17 protein-coding genes are annotated in these 23,210 nt (G+C 40.2%); 8 read left to right on the forward strand and 9 right to left on the reverse strand.

Annotated features, from left to right (window positions below):
* Window positions 1-2 precede the first annotated feature (2 nt).
* Together H5159_RS16980 and H5159_RS16985 are read right to left on the reverse strand one after the other, a co-directional pair.
* The gene (locus H5159_RS16980; RefSeq protein ID WP_182780705.1) at window positions 3-2,156 is read right to left on the reverse strand and encodes an FAD-dependent oxidoreductase; all 2,154 of its coding nucleotides are present in this window, start codon (window positions 2,154-2,156) and stop codon (window positions 3-5) included.
* Between the two features lie 10 nt (window positions 2,157-2,166).
* Window positions 2,167-4,527, reverse strand: coding sequence for a TonB-dependent siderophore receptor (locus H5159_RS16985; protein WP_182692658.1), 2,361 nt, complete (start codon window positions 4,525-4,527; stop codon window positions 2,167-2,169).
* Window positions 4,528-4,943: 416 nt separating this feature from the next.
* On the opposite strand from H5159_RS16985, the gene H5159_RS16990 reads away from it, so the two are divergent.
* Entirely contained in the window at window positions 4,944-5,357 is a 414-nt protein-coding gene (locus tag H5159_RS16990) for a hypothetical protein (protein WP_002960120.1), read from the forward strand.
* Between the two features lie 93 nt (window positions 5,358-5,450).
* Here H5159_RS16990 and H5159_RS16995 read toward each other — a convergent pair whose 3' ends face one another.
* Window positions 5,451-5,876, reverse strand: a complete 426-nt coding sequence (locus H5159_RS16995; protein WP_008134499.1) for a hemerythrin domain-containing protein — start codon at window positions 5,874-5,876, stop codon at window positions 5,451-5,453.
* A gap of 331 nt (window positions 5,877-6,207) precedes the next feature.
* Here H5159_RS16995 and H5159_RS17000 point away from each other — a divergent pair, with 331 nt between their 5' ends.
* The 3 genes from H5159_RS17000 to H5159_RS17010 are packed head-to-tail and all read left to right on the forward strand — an operon-like array spanning window position 6,208 to window position 7,024.
* Entirely contained in the window at window positions 6,208-6,462 is a 255-nt protein-coding gene (locus tag H5159_RS17000) for a hypothetical protein (protein WP_076924239.1), read from the forward strand.
* Window positions 6,463-6,521: 59 nt separating this feature from the next.
* Window positions 6,522-6,776, forward strand: a complete 255-nt coding sequence (locus H5159_RS17005) for a hypothetical protein (protein WP_182780706.1) — start codon at window positions 6,522-6,524, stop codon at window positions 6,774-6,776.
* A 29-nt stretch (window positions 6,777-6,805) separates the two neighbouring features.
* Window positions 6,806-7,024, forward strand: a complete 219-nt coding sequence (locus tag H5159_RS17010; protein ID WP_182780707.1) for a DUF6500 family protein — start codon at window positions 6,806-6,808, stop codon at window positions 7,022-7,024.
* Between the two features lie 36 nt (window positions 7,025-7,060).
* Here the strand turns inward: H5159_RS17010 and H5159_RS17015 are convergent, their stop codons facing one another.
* Together H5159_RS17015 and H5159_RS17020 are read right to left on the reverse strand one after the other, a co-directional pair.
* A complete protein-coding gene (locus H5159_RS17015; RefSeq protein ID WP_182780708.1) occupies window positions 7,061-8,980 on the reverse strand; it encodes a GGDEF domain-containing protein in 1,920 nt (639 codons plus the stop codon).
* Between the two features lie 179 nt (window positions 8,981-9,159).
* A complete protein-coding gene (locus tag H5159_RS17020; RefSeq protein ID WP_182780709.1) occupies window positions 9,160-10,815 on the reverse strand; it encodes a pseudouridine synthase in 1,656 nt (551 codons plus the stop codon).
* A gap of 321 nt (window positions 10,816-11,136) precedes the next feature.
* Between H5159_RS17020 and poxB the strand changes: the two genes are divergently transcribed.
* Window positions 11,137-12,861: a ubiquinone-dependent pyruvate dehydrogenase gene (poxB, locus tag H5159_RS17025; protein ID WP_182780710.1), complete on the forward strand. Its 1,725-nt coding sequence runs from the start codon at window positions 11,137-11,139 to the stop codon at window positions 12,859-12,861.
* 244 nt (window positions 12,862-13,105) lie between these two features.
* Here poxB and H5159_RS17030 read toward each other — a convergent pair whose 3' ends face one another.
* From H5159_RS17030 to H5159_RS17040, 3 genes are all read right to left on the reverse strand, one after another.
* Window positions 13,106-14,332, reverse strand: a complete 1,227-nt coding sequence (locus H5159_RS17030) for a threonine/serine exporter ThrE family protein (RefSeq protein ID WP_002960134.1) — start codon at window positions 14,330-14,332, stop codon at window positions 13,106-13,108.
* 116 nt (window positions 14,333-14,448) lie between these two features.
* On the reverse strand, window positions 14,449-15,678 hold the full coding sequence (locus H5159_RS17035; RefSeq protein WP_182720920.1) for a glycosyltransferase: 1,230 nt from the start codon (window positions 15,676-15,678) through the stop codon (window positions 14,449-14,451).
* The gene (locus tag H5159_RS17040; protein ID WP_182780711.1) at window positions 15,675-16,670 is read right to left on the reverse strand and encodes a LacI family DNA-binding transcriptional regulator; all 996 of its coding nucleotides are present in this window, start codon (window positions 16,668-16,670) and stop codon (window positions 15,675-15,677) included. The genes H5159_RS17035 and H5159_RS17040 overlap by 4 nt, the downstream gene beginning before the upstream one ends.
* A 166-nt stretch (window positions 16,671-16,836) precedes the next feature.
* Here H5159_RS17040 and H5159_RS17045 point away from each other — a divergent pair, with 166 nt between their 5' ends.
* From H5159_RS17045 to H5159_RS17055, 3 genes are all read left to right on the forward strand, one after another.
* On the forward strand, window positions 16,837-19,299 hold the full coding sequence (locus tag H5159_RS17045) for a prolyl oligopeptidase family serine peptidase (RefSeq protein WP_182780712.1): 2,463 nt from the start codon (window positions 16,837-16,839) through the stop codon (window positions 19,297-19,299).
* A gap of 71 nt (window positions 19,300-19,370) precedes the next feature.
* Window positions 19,371-19,988: a LysE family translocator gene (locus H5159_RS17050; RefSeq protein WP_182780713.1), complete on the forward strand. Its 618-nt coding sequence runs from the start codon at window positions 19,371-19,373 to the stop codon at window positions 19,986-19,988.
* Between the two features lie 80 nt (window positions 19,989-20,068).
* Window positions 20,069-20,560 carry a DUF2798 domain-containing protein gene (locus tag H5159_RS17055; protein ID WP_182692473.1) on the forward strand — a complete coding sequence of 164 codons (492 nt, stop codon included), beginning with the start codon at window positions 20,069-20,071 and terminating at the stop codon, window positions 20,558-20,560.
* A gap of 52 nt (window positions 20,561-20,612) precedes the next feature.
* On the opposite strand, the gene uvrA is transcribed toward H5159_RS17055, so the two are convergent.
* A complete protein-coding gene (gene uvrA, locus H5159_RS17060) occupies window positions 20,613-23,171 on the reverse strand; it encodes an excinuclease ABC subunit UvrA (RefSeq protein ID WP_182780714.1) in 2,559 nt (852 codons plus the stop codon).
* Window positions 23,172-23,210 lie beyond the last annotated feature (39 nt).

Below are 23,210 nucleotides of genomic sequence, written 5' to 3' on the forward strand. Positions count from 1 at the left end.
AATTAACCTCTGCGCCAAGTGTGGTATTTTTCAAGCAAGTTAAGCACTTTTTCAGGTGCATGAGCGCGTTTCCACTCACCTGCTGCGTATTTGTTACCTTCAGCCCAAGTAGGGTAGCTGTGTATAGTACCGAGTATTTTGTTAAGGCCTAAACCGTGTTTCATTGCCAGTACAAACTCAGCAATTAAATCGCCAGCGTGTTCAGATACTACGGTAACACCCAATATTTTGTCTTTGCCTTTGGGTGTAATCACTTTAATAAAGCCTTTAGTGGCGCTGTCGGTAATTGCACGGTCTAGCTCTTCAAATTCAAAACGAGTGATTTCGTAATCTATGCCTTTGTCTTTTGCGTCTTGCTCGTTTAAGCCAACACGTGCTACTTCTGGGTCAATAAACGTAGTCCACGGAATAACACGGTAATCTACTTTAAACTTTTTAAGATGACCAAATAAGCCATTTACCGCTGCGTACCAACCCTGATGAGCTGCCACATGTGTAAACTGGTATGGACCTACAATATCGCCTGCTGCAAAAATATTAGGGTACAGTGTTTCTAGGTATTCGTTAGTTACTACTGTGCGGTTTGTTTCAATGCCTAGCTCTTCAAGACCGTAACCTTTAAGGCGCGCACTTCTACCAACGGCACATAATAGCTCGTCGTATTCAATATCTATTTCTTTGTCGTTATGTTTAACAACGATATATTTTTTGCCATCGCGAGCTTCACAGCGAAGTGCTTGGTGCGATGTTAAAATATTAACGCCACTTTCGGTTAACGCTTCGTGAGCAAAAGTAGACACTTCAAGGTCTTCTTTGATCATGATGCGTTCGCTCATTTCAATTTGCGTAACGCTTGAACCTAAACGTGCAAAGCTTTGTGCTAATTCGCTACCAATTGGACCGCCACCTAGTACTACAAGTTTTTTAGGTGCCTCATCTAGCTCTGCAAATTTATTCCACAACGTATCGCTTGTTACATAGCCAGTTTCTTCAATACCAGGTAGTGGCGGTACAAATGGGCGCGCGCCAGTGGCAATCACAATAGTACGAGCGGTAAGTGTTTGCGTGCCGCCATCGTTAAGTTTAATTTCTACAGTCCACGGGTCTATTAATTTACCGTAGCCTTTTACAACATCTACGCCTAAGTCAGTGTAACGCTCAACACTGTCGTGTGGTGCTACATCTGCAATTACTTTGTGTACACGTGCCATTACTTTTTTGAACGAAAACTGCGGTGTCGCATTTTCTAGGCCGTAGTTTTCACCATGGCGAATTTGTTCTGCAATTTTAGCGCTTTTAATGACTGCTTTACTTGGAACACAACCATAGTTTAAACAGTCACCGCCCATTTCGCCCGCTTCAATAAGGGTTACTTTTGCTTTAACAGCAGCGGCTATATAACTTGTTACCAAACCACCTGCGCCTGCGCCAATAACAATCATGTTACGGTCGAATTTTTTAGGCTTAGTGTAGTTTTTGTATACGCGACGCTTTTTAAACACGTTTAAGATTCCTTTTGCAATGAATGGGAATATACCCAATAAAGCGAATGATAAGATTAAGTTGAATGATAAAATTCCAGATAAGCTTTCTATTTGCGCCAGTTGTGTACCTGCGTTAACAAATACAAATGTACCGGCGAGCATACCTGCTTGGCTTACCCAGTAGTAAGTCCAAGACTTTATTGAAGTAACACCCATTAGTAAGTTGATTAAAAAGAACGGAAACACCGGCACTAATCTAAGCGTAAATAAGTAAAATCCACCTTCTCTTTCAACGCCTGCATCAATGGCGGCTAATCGCTCAGGAAAACGTTGTTTAATAGTGTCACGTAGTAAGTAACGCGATACTAAAAAGGCAAGTGTTGCGCCAATAGTTGAGGCAAAAGATGCAACCAATAAGCCTTCAACTAAGCCAAACAATGCACCTGCGGCAAGTGTTAAAATAGCGGCGCCTGGTAAAGAGAGAGCAGTTACTACTACGTATAGTAAAAAGAACCCACCAATAACGAGTAACGGTGACTGCTCTTTGTATTGGTTAAACTGATCCATCGATCCTTTTAAGCCATCAAGCGTAAGTAGTTGGTGTAAGTCAAAATGAAAGAACAGGCCGACGGCGGCCGCTGCAATCAATAATAGAAATATTTTTTTAATCATGTTCTCTCTCTTAAAAACTATGCGTAAGGGTTAACTTGGCGTTAATTGGCAACTCAGGAAAAGCTAAAGTTGCACCAAAGTAACCGCCTTCAAATACTGGGCGCCAGTTTTTTTGATTCGTCACGTTGTTCACATCTAATCGTAACTTAGTATTAGGCGTAAAAGCATAGCTAGTATTTACGTTTAGGGTGTACTGATCACGAATTTTTACTGTCGCCAAAAAGTCTAATGGGTAACTCTTTGTATATAGACCTGAAAAACCCGTTTGCCATTTCGAATTAATTGAATAATTTCCGTTAAAGCTGAAAGATTGCTCAGGGATGCCCTGAACTTGGCGGTTTGAAGGTGCAAACGCGGTAAAGCTAGGTGCGCCAACACTGGTACCTGCAATAATATCTGGACGTGAGTTGTCAAATGCATCTGCTACTTGCGCTGAATCTTGGCTACTTGCAGAATTATCGTAGCGAGCATCAATATAGCTGTAGCCGGCACTTAACCAATAAGGGTAAGCATCATAGAATACTTGGCTTTCAAAGCCGGTAGTACGAATGCCGGTATTACTACCATCGCGATTACGTAAACTACGACGTTGGCTAAACACTGCACCATCGGCGTACCAATCACTGTCGGTTGGTGCGTATTTTAAACCGAATTCAACTAAGGTATTTTCGGTTGAAAAGTTTTGCGCGCTAATCGTGTTGTCACCACCAAGAGACGTGCCGCCAGCCATGCTATTTGATGTGGCTTCGTTGTAACTTGCTGCACCATAAGTGGTGTAATCACCATTTAATCGGTAATTAAAGCTTACTTGCCCCGAATGTAGCTTATCGTTAATGCTATCGCTCGCTGCAATTTCACCCTCTGGTGCTATTGGGTCGTGCGCGTCTACGTCATAAAAATCAATGCGGTAGCCAACACTTGTATGAAACTTATCTGTCCAATCTGAATCTTGCTGAATAGCAAAACCCGTTTGCCATGAGCGCGAATCGGTAGTGTCTGATAAGTTAAAGTCGCCGCTGCCATCGTTATTAATATCGTACTGACCACCAGGGGATACAAATACACCTGGACTAATTTCAATTAAACGCGCTTGTTGTGCATCAGCTAAAGGAATGCGGCGATTTGAAATTGGGCCAGTTAAATCAATAGGTAGGTCGGCTTCTGTTGTAAATTGGCTGTAGCCTAGCACGCGGTTGTAACGCACATCAAAAGCAAAAATTGTTTGCTGTTCGTTGCTCCATTGGTAAGTCAGTTCGGTACGGTTCTGCGCGGTATCGGCACCATCTATAATTTCAACAAAGCTATTTTGTGCAATTTCTTCGCGTTGTAAGTGCTGAAAATACGTAATGTTTTTTATTGATGCGTTGTTTGAAAGTTCACGCTTATAAATACTGTGTAGTAAATAAGTAGTGGCTTCGTTTTGATTGTCAGGGTCGGTAAGTACTGTACTACGGTCTATTTTTACTTGCCCAGTAGGTGAAACAATAGAACCTGCCGCTGGAACTGTACTGCCATTTACTTGCACGCCTTGGCCGGTAATATAAAGGCCATTATCTATTAGCGCTTGAGTAGGGCGGTTAATACCTGCGTTATCGGTAAATTCAACTTGGTATAACTCAAAGTTAATATCCCAGCTGCTCTTGTCATCAGGTAACACCCTAAGTGCTGCAAATAGGCTGTCGCTTTTCGTGCCCGAAAAGTCGTAGTAACTGCCGTTATCAATGTGTTCAGCGCTTACTCTAAAACCTACTTTGTCTTTTACTATAGGTGCACTGTAATCAACTAAAACACTGTACTGATCCCATCGTCCTGCAGATACCGTTGCTTTGCCTTTACTGTCGTCAGTTGATGCTTTTTTAGAATGTAAGTTTACAAAACCACCGTTGCGTTGGCTTGAACCAAATAATACCGGTGGCGCGCCTTTTACTACATCTATTTGTTCTATAGAGTTGAACGATAACGGCACACCAAAGCCATTATTACCTGCTTGGCGGCGTGTACCATCTTGGAAAAGCTCACCTAGTTGCCCACGAATAGTAGGTAAACTTGGTGCCCCAAAACCACTGGCTGAATAGGTATTAGGGCTGACTGCAAGTACGTCTTGTAAAGTCGTAATATTGAGTTGTTCTATTAACTCGCTTGAAATTGGTGTTACTGAACGGGCTATATCTCGTAGAGCTAAGTTGTCGCCAAAAGGGCCGTCTACAGTGGCATTTTTAACCGAAAGACCTTGAGATTTAATAACTTGGCCTGCCACCTCAATACGCTCAATTGCGCCTTCTTTTGCTGTTTTTGATTCTTCGGCTGCAAAAGCATTAAGTGGTGTATTTAATATGGTGGCTAGGGAAAGTGCTAAATATGCGTGTTTCAAACGTTTTCTCTCTACGGTTAAAATGTTGTTGGCGATAAAGACCGAAAGGATTAAAAATAACTTTCAGTAAAATTTTGATTCTTTTTGTTTTTTAGAACATAACAAAACAGATGCATTATAAAGATGGTAATTAATAGTATTGTTTTATTAGTTGATAAAATATTAATACAGCGATTGTACTAGAGTGAATGTAAATATATGCTTTTAATAGAATTTTTAATTATAGACTACTTTCAACCTGCTAACATTTTAAAAGAGTTAACTTTTATGCAGCATTTTTAAATTACTTAAATAAGCTTCACTTTTAGTACTGCATGGCTTAACTAATGAATTTAATTAAAAATTTTTGAAATAAAAAATAACTTATACGGTCTAGGTTACTTCTACGTTTATTAATATTCATTTAAGGAAATTTTATGACAGGTTCAATGAATTCTGATGTGCAAAACCGTTTGCAGTGGTCACTTTTATCTTTGCGTTTAGGCGTGTTTATTGTAATGGTTATGTGGACATTCGATAAGTTTGTTAATCCTGGGCATAGCGCACGTATTTTTGAACATTTTTACGGTATTAGTGGCTCTACAGATATAGTGGCTTACATTATTGGTGCGGTGCAGTTAGTGCTTGTTTTAGCATTTTTAGCAGGTATTAAAAAGCGTATAACGTACGGTATCATTTTTGTAATGCATGGCTTATCTACGCTTTCTTCTTACAACCAGTACATAGATGGCTTTAATAACTTATTATTCTTTACTGCATGGCCAATGTGGGCTGCGTGTTTTGCACTTTACTTATTACGCGACCAAGACGTGAAATTTACTGTAAAGTAATAAAGTACATACAAAAAAATTGGTTATAAGCCATAAGGCTTATAACCAATAAGTACACAGGGAGTGTGTGGAAGTCGGTTTGCGTGTTTACAACTAATGCATAGCGTCGTTGTATTGCTCAGCAAGGCTCTCTTTTTGCCCTTCGGTAAGTGCTTTACCCGCTAATTGAAACACTTCGTGTTCTTCTTCACTTAAATGATGATGTACCAAATGGTGTAGCTTTTTAGCTGCAACTAACCATGCAGACGAGCTCATTTCGGTATCTTCAAGTTGTTCAATTAATTCATCAATTTCGTGATGTTCAGCTACGCTGTGGCGCGCTTTTTCATGAGTTAAGTCATCAAACATAAGTGGGTTATAAAAGTAACGTTCTTCAAATTTTGCGTGATTTTCTAATTCTGTTTTTAGCTCATCCATTAGCGTGTGGCGCTGCTCTGTGTCGCCGTGTGTTTGAATAAGCGCATCTACCAATTCTCGTTGTTTGTCATGGTCATGACGTAGTGCTTCAAAAATATTCATAACTAGTCCTTTTACAATTTATTTGCTTATATCATTAACTAGCAAACTAAATGCCAAATATTAAGTTATTGTATTTTAATAAATTTAATTTAATCTTTTATTCTTTGGCTGCGATCACTGTAAATTTTACAGTGATATGAATGCAATAATTTCAGGCTTTTGCGTAGTTCAATTATAAAAGTGAGTATAAATCCCTACAGAACCTTACAAATATTTACTGGTTGTTTATTTTATTGCAGTGATAAAGTGTCAGTGTTATTTGGGTACAACCTATATATTACTCTCACACATAAATGCAGGTAGCACGTTAACTTAATAGGATAGTTTAAGGATGAACATAAAAAGCCCCGTCGCCGCATTATTGCTGTGCGCTTTACTGAGTGCATGTAGTACAGCCCCGCGTTCCGACCCTAACTTATGCATTGAAGAGGCTGAAATGGTTGATCGAAATGGCGCTCAAACAAGCTCACAGGTTTACAATCAATGCATTAGCGCACAAATTAAAAAGGATGAAAAAAATAACACTTTTTTTGATGCCATCGGTACGTTCTTTTTTGAATTTTTTGTAATGGTGGTAGAAAAGTAAATAGGCTAACTTGCAGCTGTAATTTAAAGTAAATAAGTTGCGTAAAAATAGGATTAGTTATGAAGCAATTGTTGATAGCAATTTCACTTTTTTTATTACTAAGCGCTTGTGCGGCAAAGCCTTACGCAGGCTCGGCAAAATGTATGGAACAAGCAGATATTGCATACGAAACCGGTACACGTAAAAATGAGACATTAGATAATGAATGCAAAGCTGCAAAAGTAAATACGCCTAATAAAGAGCTTGAGAATCATGGCTTGGTTGATAGAAGCCTTTCACAGCTAATCGTTAGCTTTTTAAATGGCGTATTTTAATAGTAAAAATATAATTAAATAAGGTATGTATGAGGGAAGAACTAAGAGCAAAAATAATTACCGTGTGCGATAAAAAAATAGCAGTTAAAGGCGAAAATGTAGGGCTTTCTTTTTATGCATTTTTTGCCAATAAAAACGACGACCCAGAGCTACTTATGGAGGCCGCTACTTGGTGGATACACACCCATAAATTAGATCATTTTGTAAAAGCACATAAAATTAAACTGATGGTTTTAGATGGACTTTAGTCAATTAACTGAGCAAGTACTTCTAGCTGTGTTTATTTAATCAACAACGACTTGGTTTCTTCCGTTTTCTTTTGCTTTATAAAGTAATTTATCTGCATGCTTAATAAGAACATCTAGTGTGCTTTTTAAAGGGTTACTTACAGAGGCTCCCACACTAAAAGTGATTTTTGTATCACTAGGAAGGTCTTTTATATTACTACAATGCTCGGTAAACCTAGTGGCGAGCTGGTCAAAGATATCTCGAATAGCTAGTTCGTCAACCGAATTTAGTGCAAACAACCATTCTTCGCCGCCGTAGCGGCCAAACTGATGATCACCACTTAGTGTTTCTTTTGCAGCCTTTACAAAGGCAATAAGAACTAAATCTCCAACATCGTGACCAAATTGGTCGTTAACTTTTTTAAAGTAGTCTAAGTCAACAATTGCTATCGTCATTTTACCTTCATCAAGCTTTGCTTCTGCGGCGCGCATTATTCCTCTGCGATTAGGGCTATTTGTTAGATAATCTGTTAATGAAATATCGTGATATTTTTGACGTTGTCGAGCTTGCCGATAAAATAAAAATAATGAAGCAATCACTAAAATAAACGCTATAGCAGCGCTAAGCCGCCAAATTATTTTTTGTTGGTACTCTTCTTTAGCTTGTAGTTCACTAATGTCTTTTGCGTACTCTAGTTGCTGTATTTTTTCTTCTTTTTCTTTTACTTCAAACTGTACCTGTAGTGTTTTTATATTACTTTCACTGGTAGCTTCGTAGTGTTTTTTTGTATAAAGGAGCTTTTGTTCAATTGCTTCAAAAGCCTCGTCAGTGTAGTTAAGGCGTCGCTTTAGCTCATAGCGTTTACTTAAAAAATCGGCTTTATAAATACTGCGGCTGAATTTATCTAATTTTAAAAACACCTCATCGTTTGCTTCATTTGCTTGATCAATTAAATCTAGTTTTATATATATGTCAGCTAACAAAATGAGCGATGCGAGTTGCATATCATAAACACCTGCAGAACGAGCAAGCTCAATGTTTTCTTTAGTTAAAGTTAAAGCTTTATCGTAGTTTGCTTGTAAGTACTCAATACTGGCAATTGAGTATTGGGCAAAGGTTAAGCCTTTTTGCATATTAACTTTTTTGAAATAGAGCAATGCTTTGTCTAGGTATATTAAGGCATCTTTAGGTTTCTTAATCTCCAGCAATACATTGCCTAAACTCCAATATGCTTTTGAGGTAAAAAGCCCATCTTGCGTTTGCTCATATGCCGCAACCGCTTTTTTTGCATAATATACGGCTTTGTCTTTTTCGTTTAGATAATTATATGCATCGGCTATTTTTCTAAAAAAGTATCCTTGAGATGCTGAATCGTCATCTTTTAATGCTAATTCTAGCCCTTCTAGTGCAACATTTAGGGTCTTTTTCAATGCATCAGTATCGGTGTAATAGTAAGCAAGTGCTCGTAAAATAATAATTTTTTCTTTAGATGAATGCTGTTGCAAGCTCTCTTCTAATTTTGTGGCTAGCGTGTGTGCTGGAGCTGGGTTTGCATCCCTCGCTAGAGACTTGAGTTGTGATTCGAGAAATAATAAATACACACTTTTTTGGTTTGGTAACTCTTTGTTCTTTAAGTAATAGGATAAGTGTGTGTTTAACGCTTCGTATTTTTCTTGTCTAAAAAGTAACTCCGCATACAAAGCGGCCGCTTCTAGATGAAGCTTTTCCCAATTTTGATCTTTGCTTATTTTAAACGCTTGAGTGAGTTTGTCTCCATTTTGAAGATAGTCTAATTCATTTAGTTTTATGTTATTGATGAGAGTTTGAGTCGTGTCAAAGTCTAGCGCATGTGAAGTTGCATTTAATGAATCGCCGTTAGCAGAGGCAAGTTTACTAAAAAGTAAAAATAAAAGGAGAACAATATACTTTGCCCATAAAGTATTACCTAAAATCTTTATTTGTGTATTGTTAGCCATGTTAATCCTTTGCTGATTTATTTTTATTATTGAAATACTTTTTCGCATTGCTTAATAAACTTGGGTTTGAACTGTTTCTTATACTCATCATTGAAAAAAATAAGACCATAAACAATATCAATTTAATTAATAAAAGCCAATATTTGTACGTTTTAGTGGTAGCGGTTTATGTGCTTTTGTTAAAAATCTGCGGCTACTTCAAATTCTAATCGTTTAAGTGTAATTGGGTGAGTAAATGCTAAGTATTCTGCATGTAAATGTAATCGTTCGGCTTTTTTCCCATAATGTGTGTCGCCTATAATTGGCATGTTTAAACCTGAACTGTGCGCACAATGCACTCTTAGTTGATGAGTTCGCCCTGTTTTAGGATATAACTGTAATCGGGTAATATTGTTGTTACGCTCTAAAACGTGCCAGGTAGTAAGTGATGGCTTACCGTGTTTATAACATACCATTTGGCGCGGTTTATCATCAAAGTCGAGCACTAAGGGTAAATCAATTACTCCGCTATCCTCAGCTACGTTACCATTAACTAATGCGACATAACGTTTATCTATGGTGCGTTCAATAAACTGCTTTTGCAGTGCTTTGTGCACGCGTTTATTAAGCGCAATCATCAATAACCCAGAAGTCGACATATCTAATCTGTGTACAATTAGTGGCCCTGATGCCTCTGGAAACTGCGTTTTGATTCGCATATAAACTGAGTCATCAATATTAACGCCAGGCACTGATAAAAACTCAGCGGGCTTATTTACCACAAGTAAGTCGTCATCTTTATAAACAATACTTAAATCTTTACCCTGAGCTGGGTTGATAAGTAGCGGGTTATCTTCAACATCTAAACCCTTTAGCATGTGCCCAAGTATTGGTTGGCATTTACTGTAACAAGAAGGGTAGTAGTTTTTATGCTGCCTAATTGCTGATTTAGGTGCTACTCCCCACCAAAACTCTGCCATAGCAAGTGGCTTTAAGTCATGTTTATAGGCGTATTGTAATAATTTAGGCGCTGCACAATCGCCAGCACCCGAAGGAGGAGTGTGCTCAGGTAGTGCTGCAAAAATAGCATTTAAATCTGTAGTTTCACCATTTGCATTTAAAAATTGGTACTGTGCAAATAGCTTTTTTTGTAAGCTTTTAGAAAGCGTTTTACGGCGCTTTTTTAAATGAGCAATTTCATCAGAAATATTGATGTGTGTTTGCTGCAGTGACTCGATTATATTTTGCCAATAGGCTTTAAGTGCCAGCAGTTGCTTTTTTTCTATGATGCTTTGCACTGCAAGCTTATTTTTTAACTGCTCAAAATCACTTTCGCTAAGTTCTAATTCACCTTCGGTACGTTGTATTTTTCGTTGCTGACGACCGGCTTGCATTACTGCCTGTTGAGCTAATAGCGCTTGCTGGTAGCTTTGTGTTGCATCATCAAGTTTGCTATTAACTTCAAGCAGTTGTTCACTATTTTCTAATTGCTCAATTTGAGCATTAATATCGTTAATTATTTTACTTTGAGCCAAATAGTTATCATCTTGAAGTTGCATGCTAGAAACAGGCGGCACAAAGCTAATATTACCTTTATCACCTTCAATTTGTCCCGAATAAGCACTTAAAAAGCCTAATTGTTGCTTAGCATTTTGCACCACTAAAACCCCAAACATTTTACCTGTATTTTCTGCTTTTAAATGCGCTAACGTTTCAAGTTGTTGCTGTAATTGTTTAGTGGCTGCTACAGCTAATGGTTGCGGCTCGTAATAAAAAGGGAAAGTAAACTTTTCAGGAAGCGCGAGAGCATCAATATTTTGAGAAAATAATGTAAAGCAAGAAGCAGAATTTGACATAGAAGTATGAGAAAAGCATTCAGTAAAATAATTGAGCGCATAATAACATATTCATAGTTAAGCCACTAAAAATCTCGCATCCGCATATTCATAAACACTTTAAAGCGGACATTCATGTTTTATGTATCAGTATGGGGGCGCAGCAAACCTAGGAGTATCGTTTGTTAGTAAAGTCTCAGTAGTAAAATATCTATCATTATCAAAATATTTAAGCTTATCGATTCTCAATAATTGAGCGCATTTCTAAACGATGACTTACCTGATAGATCAGAGACGAAAAATCAATTTACAGAATAACTGAATATTTAGGAGTTCTATATTATGAGTCAAAATATCGCAAGTTTTATTACTAAAACCCTTGAACAAGCTGGCGTAAAACGTATTTGGGGAGTAACTGGCGATTCACTTAACGGCATTAGTGAAAGTCTGCGAAAAATGGGAACAATTGAATGGCTAGGTACGCGACATGAAGAAGTTGCCGCATTTGCAGCTGGTGGCGAAGCACATTTATCAGGCGAGCTTGCGGTGTGTGCGGGTTCTTGCGGGCCAGGTAACCTTCATTTAATTAATGGCTTATTTGATTGTCAGCGCAATAATGTACCAGTATTAGCAATTGCCGCACATATTCCTTCATCTGAAATTGGCAGTAGTTATTTTCAAGAAACCCATCCGCAAGAATTATTTAAAGAATGCAGTGTGTATTGTGAAATGGTGTCGAGCCCTGAGCAAATGCCGTACCTGCTAGAAACAGCAATGCGACAAGCAATACTAAACAAAGGCGTGAGTGTACTTGTGCTACCTGGCGATATTGCATTAAAAGATATGCCTAAAGCTATTAAGCCAAAATGGAATGTGCCAAAGCCAGCAACTTATACCCCCGCTTTATCTGATATTGAAGCAATGGCGACTCATCTTAATAAAAGTAAAAAAGTAACCTTATTGTGTGGTGCTGGTTGTAAGGATGCCCACGACGAAATTGTTGCGCTAGCCGAAAAATTACAAGCACCGATAGTGCATGCCATGCGCGGTAAAGAATTTATTGAATACGATAATCCTTACGATGTTGGTATGACCGGATTTATTGGCTTTGCATCGGGCTATCATGCAATGCAAGAAGCCGATACGTTATTAATGATTGGTACTAGTTTTCCTTATCGTGCTTTTTATCCCGAAAATACCACCATATTGCAAATTGATAATCAGGCTGCGTCACTCGGGCGACACGTGCAAATTGACTGTGGCGTGTTAGGGGATACTAAAAACTCAGTGGCCACACTGCTTGATTATATTAAAGGTGAACGGAGCAGTTCGCACATACAAAAATGTGTTAAAAATTACAAAGAGTCTCGACAAGATCTTGATGAACTTGCCAGTGGCAAAACCTCGCAAAACTTAATTCACCCGCAATACCTAACGCGTTTACTCAACGAGCAAGCAGCTGACGATGCTGTTTTTACTTGTGATGTAGGTACGCCAACAGTGTGGGCTGCGCGTTATTTATCAATGAATGGTAAGCGTCGCTTAATTGGCTCGTTTAATCATGGCTCTATGGCAAATGCGATGTCGCAGGCAATGGGGGTTCAATCTGTAGATAGAGACCGCCAAGTCATTGCAATGTGTGGTGATGGTGGCTTTTCGATGTTAATGGGGGATTTAATCTCACTTAAGCAGCTTAATTTACCAATAAAGATTGTTGTTTATAATAATCGCTCACTCAGTTTTGTGGCTATGGAAATGAAAGCCAGTGGGTTTTTATCAAGCGATACCGATTTAGAAAACCCAAGTTTTGCTAAAATTGCAGAGGCCTGTGGCTTAAAAGGGATTCATGTGGATGACCCTGAAAAATTACCATCGGCAATGAACGAGATGATGAACCACTCAGGACCTGTTGTTTTAGAAGTCGATACTGCAAAACAAGAGCTTTCAATGCCGCCGCAAATCAAATTAGAGCAAGCAAAAGGCTTTAGTGTTTACATGATGAAAGCGCTGATAAACGGCAAAGGTAATGAGATTGTAGAGCTTGCCAAAACGAACTGGTCACGCTAGTTAAGTTACTTTCCTGTTGAGTATTTTTGCTCAATAGGGAAGTGTAAATTAGAAGTAGGATATGATTAAAATGGAAGGTTTTTTAGTATAGTGTTGGAATCACTACGATGCTTTTGAGCTCACCCAAGTGCGATGTAAAGAGCTAAAACACTTAGCATTGGCATCAATTGCTACTTGGTCGTTGTTTTAGTTTAACGTTTCACTCGCTTTACTCAATCAAAGTAAAGCGAGCGCTCAGTATCACTTACAAACTCTTTTTAGGCGGTAGGGCGACGTTTGCAAATATTAGTCCTGCAACAAGCGACATAAATATTAAAAACGTTTGTTGGCCTATGTGTTCTGCGTATATAAAGTCTTGGCCTTCAATTAGTGAGTTTAAGCCAATATAGGTTTTGCTACCTGGTACTAATACAATTAAGCCTTGCATGGCCACAATAGAAGCCGGCGCATTAGCAACACGGTTAAACAAGTTACTAAATATACCTACCGATAAAGCACCCACAAACGTACCTAACGTGTAATCAAGGTACATAGCCGAGCCAATACTGGTGCCATACGCTATAAAGCCTGATGCAATAGACCAAACAGCGTGCTTAAGTTTGGTTCTAAAAATAACGATTAAGCTGCTACAAAGTAAAAATATAGCCAGCCATGCGGTCCACTTTGGTAATGGTTCAGGTTGTACAAAGTCAGCTTGCCCAAAGAGTGCAAAGCCAATGCCTATGCCAATAAAACCGCCAAAATAGAGTTTAAATAACAGCATAAACGAGTCCATGACTCTTGCTGTACCCGACACTAAATGCCGCGCTGCAAGCTCTGCTAAGCCAAGCGCAAGTGCTAAACCTGGTATAAATACAATAATGGCCGAAAGTACCACCAAGCGTATGTTTATTTCAGGTGTTATATACACGCTTACTGCACAGGCAAGTATTGCCGATATTATGGCTACCAATGGCTCAAGCATATGGGCTACGCGTTTTGAGCGTCCCGACCAAAGCACAAACAAATAAACAACTAAAGTAAGAAGCGATGACCAAATAACATCAGTCCAGCTAGTACCCATTAACATTGCAAACGCACCACCAGAAGTTGCAAACGCAACGCCCGTAACAAGTTTATTGTATGGGTTTGGCATGTCGTAGATAGCATCTAGCTGGGCGTCAACTTCTTGTAAAGTTAGCTTGTCGTCAAGCATTTGGTTTACAAGGTCGTCGGTGTCGGCAAGTGAGCCTAAATCGTGATCGCCAGGGTCTACACGCGCAACATGGGTGTACTCGTCTTCGTGGCCATCAGTCCAAATAACAAACGTTACCGAAGTTGGCGACATAACAAACGACGATTTAAGTCCTAAATATGTAGCCACTTCCATTAGGTGGGCTTCTAGGCGGTAAGCAGGCGTACCATACTTGTGAAGCATTTTACCCAATTTAACGATAAATTTGCGTTTTTCTGTAAAGGTTGCAGTTTTCAAATCTTTTTGGACCAAATATTGCGATAACTAAGCTAAAAATATAGACAATACAGCTAAAACTGCCCACGTTTGATGGGCGCGATTTTAAACACTAATTGGTGTGTGTCTAGTCATTTTTAATCTAATTTTTTATTTTTTTCAGCTATCCATTGCGACATGTATTGAGTGCTGCGCATTGTATGATGTTTGAGCATTTGGCCTGTAAAGTTTTTTTCGCGATGAGCCTCTAAATCGCTACTTATTGAATCGATTTTTTTAATTAACACCGTACTCAATTGTGCTTTATCGTAAAGCGTATTAAGGAGCGTGTTGCCATCTTGCTGTGCTTGTTCAAAGTCACTTTGATTGGTGTACATTTCAACAGCAGCATTGGCAAAATCGTCGGCGGTGTTGGCTATTTTACCAGGCCATGGTAAATCGTTATGCATGCCCTCTGCACCAATATAGGTGGTAACGCTGGGTGTTTGCATAATCATGGCTTCAAGTAATTTACCTTTAATGCCTGCACCAAAACGAAGTGGTGCTAAACATACGCGTGCGCTTTGCATTACATCAAACGCATTATCGGCCCAGCCTTTTATTAAAAACCCTGTTTTAGGGTTATTTAGTGCCGTGGCTTTTGGTGGTGGGTAAGAGCCATAAATATGTAGTTCTGCTTTTGGGAGTTGCTTGCGAATAAGTGGCCATATTTTTTGCAAATAAAGTACAGCATCCCAGTTTGGTGCGTGTCTAAAGTTACCTATGGTCATAAAGTGCTGGCGCTGCTCAAACGTTTTTGTACTTGTAGGCAGTGAGCTTAAATCGACCATAAATGGTAAATGGTGTAATAAGCTTGGCTCTATTTTAAATACGCTGTTTAGCAGGCTCATTTCATAACTTGAAATAATTAAGCTTAGGTCGCAGCGTAAAATAGCGGCAATTTCTCGTTTTGCTATGTCTGAGTGTAAATCGCTGGTTGTAAACTCGCGCTCACCTTTAAACGCTTCGTGACGTGCATTACGTAGGCATTGTAAATCTTCGGTATCGAGAATTTTAATGGCATTTGGGCAATGTTTATCGACGCGCCAGCCAAATTGTTCTTCCATCATAAAACGGTCAAACATGACTATGTCTGGGTTATAAGCTTTAACGTATTCGTCAAAGCTATCGCAGTTTAGTGCAATGCTTTGGCTGGTTATACCAAAGTCGTCAAGGTTTACCATGTGGTCGGTGCGCTGCGCGGGCGTTGCAAATTCAACGTCCCAGTTTTGCGCTCTAAATGCATTTAATAACGACATCATGTGCGTTCCCGCAGCAGACGAATTTGGCTCTGGCCATACGTAGCCAATTACCAGCACTTTTTTCATTGGCTAGAATCTCTAATTTGTAAGTTTACATTTACCAGTGTTTTTACTGGCGGGACTGTATTTTGTAGTAGCTCTTGGAGTATTAAAAGGCACCGCTTAGCTATATCAGTTGTACTAATAGCCACGGTGGTTAAGTGATTATTTATAACCGCGCTATTAGGAATGTGGTGGCAACTCACTACTTTAATAGAGTGATGAGTTAATGAGTTAATAGCGGCAATAACACCTTGAGCAATAATATCGTTTGCACACACCACTGCGTTTAATGTGGGTTTGTGTTTATATGCTTCCATAAATGCATTTTTAGCGCTAAGGGCTGTGTTTACTGCGCAGTCAATGGATGCTAATGGTGTAATGCTGTGCTGCGCGCATGCGGTATTAAAGCCACTTTGCAGTGCTTGTGAATCACTTAAAGTAAGTTCACTGCCTATAAATGCTATGTTTGTCACGCCTTGTGCGAGTAAATGCATACTGGCTACGTGGCTGGCTTTTTTATAGTCGGGTAATACACACGGAGCTGCGCTAAAGGGCACTTCACTCATTAAGGTAATTACTTTGTGTTGCGCGCTGAGCGCATCAAGCCATTTGGGGCAAGTATTAGCAACGGGGCAAATAATAAATGCAGCCGCGTTGTATTCTTTTAAGTTTTTAACTGCGTTTGCTTGTAGCTCAAGGCTATTATTACTGCTTACAATCATGGCTTGTAAGCCATTGTCGTTTAACAAAAGTTCTAAGCTGGTAGCAAGGTGTGCCATAGCTGGGTTAGTTAAATCATTTATTACTATGGCCACTAAGTTAGATCGTTTTGAGCGCATAGCAGCGGCATCACGATTATAAACGTACCCTAGCTCATCTATCGCTTTGAGTATTTTTTGTTTACTTTTATTGCCCACTTTATCGCTTTGGGTAAGCACCAACGATACGGTTGATTTTGATACACCAGCACGCTCTGCAACATCAAAAATGGTGACTGATTTGGCTTTGTTATGCATTGTATTTTAAGTACCGCAGTGGTGAATAAATAGCGCTGTAGTTTAGCTTAATCAGCACTATTAAGTCATCTTTTAGAGGTGTTTAACTTACCTTAATACTTTATGAACAAAGCAAAACGTGTTTATATACGCCTATAAGAGTAAAAAATAACAAAAGGATAAAAACATGAGCGCTTTTAGGCTGTTAGTTGCCTTTATTTGTTGTGCGGCATTGGTGCCAACAAGTTACGCCGAGCAGGGCTATCAAACCCCATCACCCGAACTTGCAGCATTGGTTGACGCTAAGTTAGCACCCACTAGTTACTTATCGAGCGATGGCCAGTGGCTAGCGCTTTTTGAGCGCAAACGTGTAGTAACCCTTGATGAACTTGCAAAAGAAGAGCTTAAGCTTGCTGGTATTAAGCTAAACCCCGCTAATTTTTCGCGCTCTCGTGTGAGTGCCAAATTTAGTGCTGTGGAGCTAAAGCATGTTCAAAGCGGGTCGGTTATTAGTATTAATAACTTACCTAATGGCATTATCCGCTCACCTAAATGGTCATCTAATAGTAAATATTTAGCCTTTGTTGTTGAGCAACCAACCCAAGCCAACTTATGGCTTTACAGCGTTGAAACCAAACAAGCAAAAGAGTTAACTAGTGCTGCGTTAAATTCGGTACTAACTGCATCGCCATATAAATGGCTGCCAGATAGCAGCGCCATTGTTGCAAATCTTGCTGTTAATTTTGGTAAACCAAGGCTTGAAAATAACAGCCAAAATGTAGTGCCTGTTATTCAACAAAGTACTGGCGAAAAAGCGCCAGCACGTACTTACCAAAATTTATTAACCAGCCCGTTTGATGAATCACAGTTTAAGTTTTACGGCCAAGGGCAATTGGCTTACATAACGCTTGATGGCAATACTCAAGCAATAGGTAGCCCTTCTTTATTTAAATCGTTTTCAGTATCACCTGATTCTACCAATATTTTAGTTGCCGGTATTAATGAGCCGTTTTCGTATCAAGTGCCTTACAGCCGCTTTGCAAGCACGTGGCAAATATGGGGCATGCGCGGCTATGCATTAGCAGAGCTGGCAAAACAGCCACTTGCCGATAATATTCCACAAGGTTACGACAGTGTACGCACTGGCCGCCGTAATTTTGAATGGCGAGCCGATCAAGGTGCTGAAGTTATTTGGGCCGAGGCGCAAGATGGCGGCGACATGAAAACCGACGTTGAGCATCATGATTATGTTTACAGCTTACGTGCACCATTTAAACGCGAGCCTAAATTATTTGCCAAAGTAGAGCGCCGTTATGCGGGAATGGAGTGGGGCAACGAAAACGTAGCAATGCTGACAGACTGGCGCTTTAGCGATCGCCAAGTACGTACTTACATAGTGCAACCACGAAATGCCGACAGAAACCGCGTGCTATTTTCAGAGCGTAGTTACAACGATGCGTACAAAGACCCAGGTAATGCAATTTACGAGCGCAATGATTTAGGCGCAAACGTAATTAAAATTGTAGGCGGGCGTTATATTTACCTGCGCGGTAATGGTGCTTCAGAGCAAGGTAATGTGCCGTTTTTAGATAGGTACGATGTTAAAACAAATAGCAGCAAGCGTTTATGGCAATCACAAGCGCCATACTATGAGCGTGTTCGTTCACTACTTGATGACGAAGGTGAGCGCTTTATTACTATTCGTGAATCTAAAACTGAGCAACCTAACTTTTTTATACGTGATTTAGATAACGACACGTTAACGCAATTAACGACATTTGAGCACCCGTACCCTGCATTTAAAGGCGTAACTAAAGAGCAATTACGTTATAAACGCGACGACGGTGTTGAGCTTTCGGGCACGCTTTATTTACCACCAGGGTACGATAAAACACAAGGCCCGTTACCGGTACTTATGTGGGCTTATCCACTTGAATACAAAGATAAAGCCGTTGCATCGCAAGTACGCGAATCGCCTTATGCGTTTACCTACATTGGTTATTGGGGCCCAATGCCTTACCTTGCTAAAGGGATTGCCGTGTTTGACGACCCTAAAATGCCAATAGTGGGTATTGATGGCAGCGAGCCAAACGATAACTTTAGAAAGCAGTTAGCATCAAGTGCGCAAGCAGCTGTTGATGTATTAGTTAAAAAAGGCATTGCCGATAAAAACAAAATTGCCATAGCAGGGCACTCGTATGGTGCATTTATGGTTGCTAACTTATTGGCTCATAGCGATTTATTTAAAACAGGTATTGCCCGCAGTGGCGCGTATAACCGCACATTAACACCGTTTGGTTTTCAAGGAGAAGAGCGTGATTTTTGGCAAGCACAAAGTGTGTACGCTGATATGTCGCCGTTTTTCCATGCTGAAAAAATTAACGAGCCAATGCTAATGATCCACGGCCAAGAAGACCCTAATTCGGGCACCTTCCCAATGCAAAGTGAGCGCATGTACGCAGCCCTTAAAGGTTTAGGTAAAGATGCTCGCTTAGTAATGCTCCCTTATGAAGCACATGGTTACCGTGCGCGTAAAAGCTTATTACATGTGTTGTGGGAACAAGAACAGTGGTTAGATAAGTATTTGTTAAATGATACAGCAGAGCCAGTAGAGGTTATTACTGACCCCGTGGTAAGTGCTGGTCAATAGTAATAAAAATGAGTAAGCAACAGCGCGGCTACTTATAGCCGCGTTTTTGCTTTTAATATGAGAGTAAATTAATGATTGATGTAGCAGCACTTGCGGTTTTTATTCCTACGTTCTTTTTTGTGTCGATAACGCCTGGTATGTGTATGACCCTTGCCATGACACTCGGTATGAGCATTGGCGTGCGCCGCACATTATGGATGATGATAGGCGAGCTGTTAGGTGTCGCAAGTGTTGCCATAGCTGCGGTATTAGGTGTTGCAAGCGTAATGCTAAATTACCCAGATGCGTTCGCTATTTTAAAGTGGGTAGGCGGTGCGTACTTAATTTATATTGGCGTTAACATGTGGCGAGCCAAAGGAAAAATGTCGGTCGATACCTCAAAACCAAGTGACGTAAGTCGCCAATCGTTATTTACGCAAGGTTTTGTAACCGCAATTGCTAACCCTAAAGGGTGGGCGTTTATGATTTCACTACTGCCACCCTTTATAAGTGTTGAGCATGCTGTAGCCCCTCAGCTTTTAGTATTGCTTGGCGTTATAATGACCACCGAGTTTTTAAGTATGTTAGCTTACGCAACAGGCGGTAAAAGCTTACGTTTATTTTTAAGCCGTGGTGATAATATTAAATGGATGAACCGTATTGCTGGTAGCTTAATGGGGTTAGTTGGAATTTGGCTTATTTTTGGTTAGCTCAAAAAGTGGTTGATATTGTCAATTAATTTGTTATAGTTGATTTTGTCATCTATTTTACGCTTAAGGCATGCCCAAAAATGAGTACACCCGTATCAGCAAACCCAGTAATGGTTGAGCCTAAAAAAACACCTGTAATTTATAAAATACTGGTTATGGTAAGTATTATTACCTTAATTGGCGGTACTCTAACTGGCATTATGACTTATGTGAATGTGGGTGTTACAGAGCATTTTTATGCAGATTGGTTTACCTCATTTATAAGTGCAGTATTGGTTATGGCGCCTGTTGGTTTTGTAATGATGACCTTAATGCATAAGCTAGTTAATAAGTTATTGCCTAGTAGTAGCGAGCTAAAACGTAATTTAGTGATTAGTGTTTTTATGGCGCTGATCATGGAGTCGGTTATGGCGTTTGTTACCGCTACTAATAATATTGGCTATGCAGATATGCGTGTATTTGTAACTGGATGGGCTGAAGGGTTATTAGCCGCATTACCAATAGGTTTAACTATAATGCTGATAATGTCGGTTACGGTAAAACCTAAAATAGAACGCTTTTTAAAAAGCTAAAAACAAAAAAGAGCCATTGGCTCTTTTTTGTTATTTAGTGTTTACCTGTTCTTTAAATTGCGCCATTCAAAAAAGGTGCTGTTAGGCTTATTTTAGATTGGGCTACCTCTGTAGGTTTCCCTTGCGCTACAATTAAGCCGCCTTCTTCACCAGCACCGGGTCCTACATCAATTACCCAGTCACTATTGCGGGCTACTTGCATATCGTGTTCAACCATAATGACGGTATTGCCAGCATCAACTAATTTATTTAACTGCGCCATTAACATTGATACATCCGATGGATGCAGGCCTGTCGTTGGCTCATCAAGAATATAAAGGGTGTTACCGCGCTGCGCACGTTGTAGTTCAGTTGCTAATTTAATACGCTGCGCTTCACCGCCCGAAAGCTCAGTGGCAGGTTGCCCTAAACGTAAATACCCAAGACCTACTTGCATAAGTGCATCGAGTGCTCGCAGTATCGCAGGTTCATTTTCAAAAAAGGTATACGCCGATTCAACCGTTAAATTGAGGATATCGCTGATGTTTTTATCACGATATGTAACCTCAAGTGTTTGCTCGTTATAACGTTTACCATGACATACTTGGCAAGGTGAATAAACGCTAGGTAAAAACAGTAGTTCTATACTTACAAAGCCAACGCCTTCACAGTTTTTACAGCGACCCTTAGCAACATTAAATGAAAAGCGACCAGCATCATAACGGCGTTCTTTTGCTTTTTGGGTTGAAGCAAATAGTTTACGCACGTGATCAAACAAGCCCGTATAGGTAGCTAAGTTTGAACGAGGGGTACGGCCAATCGCTTTTTGATTTACGGTAATCAGGCGGCTTATATTATTTATTCCTTCAATGATTTTTCCGCTGGTGTGTGTTTGCAGTTCTTGTTCGAGTAAGTCGGCTTCGTCGGTGGGGGCTTCCGGTATTACTTTTTGCCCAAGTGCTTCGTAAACAAGTTCTACTAACGCTTGGCTTACTAGGCTTGATTTACCCGAGCCCGAAACCCCAGTAACGGTTGTCATAACACCCAGTGGAAATTCTGCATTGAGTTTTTTAAGATTGTTACGCTCAATATCAGCTAATTTTAACCACGCTTTTGGCTGCCTTTGCTCCTTTTTTTGCGCGCTGTTTTGAGTAGACTCTTGACTGGCGTTTTTAGCAAAAAGGTGGCGGGCAGTGTGCGAATTTTTTACTTTACTTAACCCTTCAACAGGGCCGCTGTAAATAATGTTGCCACCATGCACACCTGCATCAGGGCCTACATCAACAATCCAATCGGCATGTTTAACAACGCTAACATCGTGCTCAACAACAAATACAGAATTGCCAGCCGCTATTAACTCGTCGAGCGCTTTTAAAAGTGCTTGTGTGTCGGCAGGGTGTAAACCCGCTGAAGGTTCATCTAGCACGTAAACCACCCCAAATAATTTAGAGCGAATTTGTGTGGCAAGTCGCAATCGTTGTAGTTCTCCGGGTGAGAGCGTTGGCGTTGTACGCTCAAGCGACAAGTACCCTAAACCAAGCATGGTTAGTGCTTCAATACGGGTGAGTATATCGCTGGCAATGCGCTGCGTAACAATGGCTTGCTCTGGATTTTTTGTATTTTTATTTACTTTGGTATTGGCGGCGTTACTTAGTTTTTTAGCAAGCTCGTTTAATGTAAGTTGAGATAGCTCGCCAATATCGAGCCCTGCAAATTTAACACTTAACGATGCTTGTTTTAATTTTTTACCTTGGCAAGTAGGGCACTGCGATATTTGCATAAACTGCGATACGCGCTTTTTAGTACGCGGGCTTTGGGTAGTAGCAAAAGACTGTAAAACAAAGCGTTTAGCGCTTGAAAAAGTTCCCATGTAGCTTGGATCTTCGTTATTTTTTATCGCATTCTGTGTTTGCTCATAGGTGTAATCTGGGTATACCGGCACAGTAGGTGTTTCGTCGGTAAATAAAATCCAATCCCGTGCTTTTTTAGAAAGTTTGTTCCAAGGTGTGTCTATGTCATAACCAAGGGAAGTAAGAATACGGCTTAGGTTTTTACCTTGCCATGCTGGTGGCCACGCTTCAATGGCGCGCTGGCGAATAGTTTTTGTATCGTCTGGCACAAGTAGCTTTTCGGTTACTTCAAACACTCGGCCTATTCCTGAGCATTCTGGGCACGCACCTTGTGGCGTATTCGGCGAAAACGCATCAGCATAAAGTATACCTTGGTCTTTTGGGTATTCACCTGCGCGTGAGTAAAGCATACGTAGCGCGTTAGAAATAGTTGTTATGCTGCCAACGGATGAGCGAACCGACGGTGCGCCGCGTTGCTGCTGCAAAGCAACGGCAGGCGGTAGCCCTTCAATAGAATCAACATCGGGCTCATCAACTTGATCTATCAACCTTCGGGCGTAAGGCGATACTGAATCAAGATAACGGTGCTGCGACTCAGCAAACAGCGTTCCAAACGCAAGCGACGACTTTCCAGAGCCCGATATTCCTGTAAAAACAACCAATGCGTTACGAGGTAAATCAACGTCTACATTTTTTAAGTTGTGAACGCGTGCCCCTCTTACTTGAATGCTATTACTGGGATCAGATAAATCCATTGTTGAGTTTTTATGTGTGCTTGCCATACGTTTATACTCCTGTTTAATCGCGCTTTTTACTTTAAG

The organism is Pseudoalteromonas sp. SG43-1 (genome assembly GCF_014164415.1).
Classification (GTDB): domain Bacteria; phylum Pseudomonadota; class Gammaproteobacteria; order Enterobacterales; family Alteromonadaceae; genus Pseudoalteromonas; species Pseudoalteromonas distincta.

Bases quoted from the DNA above. Each gene is read 5' to 3' on its own strand.
- H5159_RS17040 (WP_182780711.1), bottom strand. From the start codon at position 16,670: ATGCATAACAAAGCCAAATCAGTCACCATTTTTGATGTTGCAGAGCGT.
- H5159_RS16990 (WP_002960120.1), top strand. From the start codon at position 4,944: ATGACAGGTTCAATGAATTCTGATGTGCAAAACCGTTTGCAGTGGTCA.
- H5159_RS16980 (WP_182780705.1), bottom strand. From the start codon at position 2,156: ATGATTAAAAAAATATTTCTATTATTGATTGCAGCGGCCGCCGTCGGC.
- H5159_RS17020 (WP_182780709.1), bottom strand. From the start codon at position 10,815: ATGTCAAATTCTGCTTCTTGCTTTACATTATTTTCTCAAAATATTGAT.
- H5159_RS17050 (WP_182780713.1), top strand. From the start codon at position 19,371: ATGATTGATGTAGCAGCACTTGCGGTTTTTATTCCTACGTTCTTTTTT.
- H5159_RS17045 (WP_182780712.1), top strand. From the start codon at position 16,837: ATGAGCGCTTTTAGGCTGTTAGTTGCCTTTATTTGTTGTGCGGCATTG.
- poxB (WP_182780710.1), top strand. From the start codon at position 11,137: ATGAGTCAAAATATCGCAAGTTTTATTACTAAAACCCTTGAACAAGCT.
- H5159_RS17010 (WP_182780707.1), top strand. From the start codon at position 6,806: ATGAGGGAAGAACTAAGAGCAAAAATAATTACCGTGTGCGATAAAAAA.
- H5159_RS17000 (WP_076924239.1), top strand. From the start codon at position 6,208: ATGAACATAAAAAGCCCCGTCGCCGCATTATTGCTGTGCGCTTTACTG.
- H5159_RS17035 (WP_182720920.1), bottom strand. From the start codon at position 15,678: ATGAAAAAAGTGCTGGTAATTGGCTACGTATGGCCAGAGCCAAATTCG.
- H5159_RS17005 (WP_182780706.1), top strand. From the start codon at position 6,522: ATGAAGCAATTGTTGATAGCAATTTCACTTTTTTTATTACTAAGCGCT.
- uvrA (WP_182780714.1), bottom strand. From the start codon at position 23,171: ATGGCAAGCACACATAAAAACTCAACAATGGATTTATCTGATCCCAGT.
- H5159_RS17055 (WP_182692473.1), top strand. From the start codon at position 20,069: ATGAGTACACCCGTATCAGCAAACCCAGTAATGGTTGAGCCTAAAAAA.
- H5159_RS16995 (WP_008134499.1), bottom strand. From the start codon at position 5,876: ATGAATATTTTTGAAGCACTACGTCATGACCATGACAAACAACGAGAA.
- H5159_RS17015 (WP_182780708.1), bottom strand. From the start codon at position 8,980: ATGGCTAACAATACACAAATAAAGATTTTAGGTAATACTTTATGGGCA.